Origin of the sequence: Rhodoblastus sphagnicola (assembly GCF_002937075.1) — a bacterium.
In the GTDB taxonomy this organism is placed as follows: domain Bacteria; phylum Pseudomonadota; class Alphaproteobacteria; order Rhizobiales; family Beijerinckiaceae; genus Rhodoblastus; species Rhodoblastus sphagnicola.
Genome location: NZ_NHSJ01000108.1, coordinates 1 through 3,424 on the forward strand (window position 1 = coordinate 1; position 3,424 = coordinate 3,424).

Consider the following 3,424-nt stretch of genomic DNA (forward strand, 5'->3'; position numbering starts at 1 on the left):
CCGCCAGCCTGGCTTTGACGCTCGTTTTCATTGGCCTGCCCCTGCTCAAGCGCCGTAAGTCGCTTTTCAATTTCCGAAGCGTCAATTATCTGGGTAAATCCTTCAAATATATTACAAATCCAAACGAAAACGGCGAATGCCCAGCGTCTCTGCGATGTCTGCGGGAGCCAGATCGAGGAAAGTCCGGACGGCGGTCGCGTCGCGTATGCCGGTCTCAAGGCTTCCGACTCCTGAACGCGCCACCGCCCACACAACTGCTGCGCCGAGCGCCTCGCCCCGAGGCATCAGGCTAAAATGCGCTCGCCGGCGTCATACGGCTCGCGCGCCACGTAGCCGCGGCCCCAGACGGTTTCGATGTAATTGCCGCCATTGCTGGCGTTGGAGAGTTTTCTCCGCAATTTGCAGATGAAGACGTCGATGATCTTCAGCTCCGGCTCGTCCATGCCGCCGTAAAGACGATTGATCGCCGCCATGAGCAGCAGCACGACGGGCGCGAGCGGACGCGCCAGCAGCATGGCGATGATCAGCGGGTAGAGCGCGGGCATGATGACCGCATAGACGGTGAAGGGCTGGCGACAGGTCTCGGTCGTGGTCCAACCGGAGACGATCGCGACAAAGCCGGATGGGCCGAGCGCGAGCGCGGCGCGGTGCAGCCAAGGATTTTGAAAGAGCCTGCCGCGCCAGCGCTCGACCAGGCTCCATAGGCCGAAACCGGCCATGGCCATGCCGATCGCGACCATAAGCAATCAGCCGACGTCGCGCCGCCGCGTGCGGTTCCATAGTCGACTTTGAGCCTTGCCACGAAGCGGCCCCTCAGGCCGCGCGAACGCTTGCCAGGAACTTTCGCACCTCTGCATCCAGTTCGGCGCTTTCCGAGGAAAGAGCTTTGGCTGAAGAGAGGACCTGCAACGAGGCCGAGCCGGTCTCGCTGGCCCCGCGTTGCACCTCGCTGATGTTCGAGGCCACTTGCGTGGTTCCGTTCGCCGCCTGCGACACGCTATTGGCGATTTCTTGGCTAGCGGCGCCCTGCTCCTCAACCGCTGCCGCAATCGCCGAAGAAATCTCGGAAATATGGCCAATGGTCTTGGTGATCGCCTGGATGTCCGAAACAGAGCCTTCGGTCGCAGCCTGAATCTCCGAGATCTGCTGGCCGATTTCGGAGGTCGCCCTAGCCGTTTGTTCGGCGAGCGATTTAACCTCCGTCGCCACGACTGCGAAGCCGCGTCCCGCTTCGCCAGCGCGCGCCGCCTCGATGGTTGCATTCAACGCCAGCAGATTGGTCTGCCCGGCGATCGCGCTGATTAGATTGACCACATCGCCGATTCTTTTCGCCGCTTCAGAGAGGTCGTTGACGCGCTTGTTTGTGTCATGGGCCTGGCTTGCAGCTTCCCTGGCGATCCGGGCGGAATCTTGCACCTGTCGGCTGATCTCGGTGATAGTGGCGGTCATTTCTTCGCTGGCGGCGGCGACGGATTGCACATTGGTTGACGCCATTCCGGCCGCCGCCACGACGACGGTCGATAATTCCAGTGTCGTCTCCGCTGTCGTGCTTAGCGTATTCGCCGCTATTTCCATTTGGGTCGCCGATGACGATACAGTCTGAACGATTTTCCCGACCGCGCCTTCAAACTGCTCGGCGAGGCGATGCATCGTCTCCCGCCGCTCCTTTTCCTGACGAACCCGCTCGGCCTGCGCCATCGCGGTCTTGCTGCGCGCCTGCTCTTCCGCGCCGATCCGGATTTGCTCGACAGCGCGCGAAATATCGCCGATCTCGTCTTTGCGGTCCGCTCCGTGGATTTCCGCCAGAGTTTCGCCTTTGGCGAGGCGGCGAAGGGCTTCGGTCAGTTTGGTGATCGGAGCTGAAATCCCTGTTGCGACAAAGCCCATCATCAGAAGGGCGACGCCGGCGACCACCAGGGCAGCGAGAATTTGCCAAGACATGTCGCTCTGCTGGCGACCCTCGAGCGCGGCCGACAGCGTGTTGGCCTCGGCCATGACCACGGCGCTTGGCACAGTAATCATCACGGACCAGGATTGGCCGGTGCGCCCAAGCGCCACAGGCGAGAAAACCTTAAACATTGCGCTTTCGGCATCGACCAGCACCTTGGCCCGGCCATCGCGCAGAACGTCCGTATATTGGGCGGAACCCTTGTCGACGGCGCTGACCAATCCGCCAATGGCCTTGGAATTGCCGCTGTCGCCAACGACGAGTCCGGCGTTCGAGACAATGGCGACAGAGCCTTTGCCGCCATAAATCGAGGCGTTGACCTTTTCCGCAAGGGTCTGGACAAAGGCCAGGTCAATATCGGCGCCAGCGACGCCAGCGAATTTGCCGTTGACGATGATCGGCGCCGACACGGTAGCGAGATAGACGGCCTTGCCCTGCACGATGTAAGGCAGCGGCGCCAATATGCTTTCCTGTCCCGTTTTTTGTGGCCCCAGAAACCAGCCGCCCTTCATCACCCCATTGGGATGTAGATCCTCGCTGTCATATTCGACCAGCGGCTGTACGGCGATCTTACCGTTGGCGTCCCGCGTCCAATAAGGCAGCGCCCGGCCGGTCTGGTCCGAGCCGACCTCTTCACGGCCGACGAAAGCGTCGTCCCGGCCATCGAGTGCATTCGCCGCCCAGGCGCTGTAGGTCCCGTTAAGACGCGGATTATCCTTGAGTATGCGCAGGAGAATACTATTGAGCTGGGCGCGCCGAATGGTGGCGGGAGACCCGCTTTCGTCGGAGGTTGCCATTTCGAGGCTGCGCGCCATCGCGCGGGCGGCGTCGAATACCGAGTCGATTTCAGCGCGCACAAAGCCCGCCTGCGTCGACGCTAGGCGCTCCAGTGATTCCTTGCTGGTGCGATCCAACAAGCTTTCGACATTCTGGGTTATATATTCCGACGAGCGCTTCGCCGAAAGGACACTGTAGCCAACCAGTGCGCCGGTCGCGACGATGACGCAAAGACCCGAAAGCGAGACGATTCTGACTTTGATCGAATGCAAATTCATAGCCGTAAGCGCCCCTCGCTGACGTCGCTGGCGACAATCGAATCGCGTGGCGATTGGCTGTCCTAACAACCTAAAGTTGTAATAAAACGATTAAAGTCTCATTAACAGGCGAACGCGATCGTCCACGCAAGCAAAAATCAAACAGTATAGGCCCGATCAAACCGGCTCAGGCGGCGGCGGGAGCTTCAACTTGCGGCGGTCTTATGGGTATGCGACCCGAACAATTGCCTTTCCATACGTAGATTCCGAACCTGCTTCTGCCAACGATACGCGTGCTATGGACACACGCAACGGCTACTCGTTCTGAACGATTTTCAAATGCGATAATGAGATCGTGTCCCTTGGCGTGGTGTAGGAGACGGTGGTCGCCGTCGTTTCCCTGGGCAAGCCGGGATGGGTCAGGCGGCCGCGACGGGCAGGC

Annotated in this window: 1 protein-coding gene and 2 pseudogenes; all 3 read right to left on the minus strand. The window is 60.4% G+C overall.

From position 1 onward, the window contains the following. Positions 1–284: 284 nt before the first annotated feature. Positions 285–464 (minus strand): annotated as a pseudogene (locus CCR94_RS17805) (winged helix-turn-helix domain-containing protein); the annotation flags it as partial. 90 nt (positions 465–554) lie between these two features. After that, positions 555–740: pseudogene (locus CCR94_RS26385) on the minus strand (cytochrome ubiquinol oxidase subunit I); the annotation flags it as partial. 73 nt (positions 741–813) lie between these two features. Further along, on the minus strand, positions 814–2,805 hold the full coding sequence (locus CCR94_RS17815; RefSeq protein WP_338053004.1) for a methyl-accepting chemotaxis protein: 1,992 nt from the start codon (positions 2,803–2,805) through the stop codon (positions 814–816). Between the last annotated feature and the right edge of the window lie 619 nt (positions 2,806–3,424).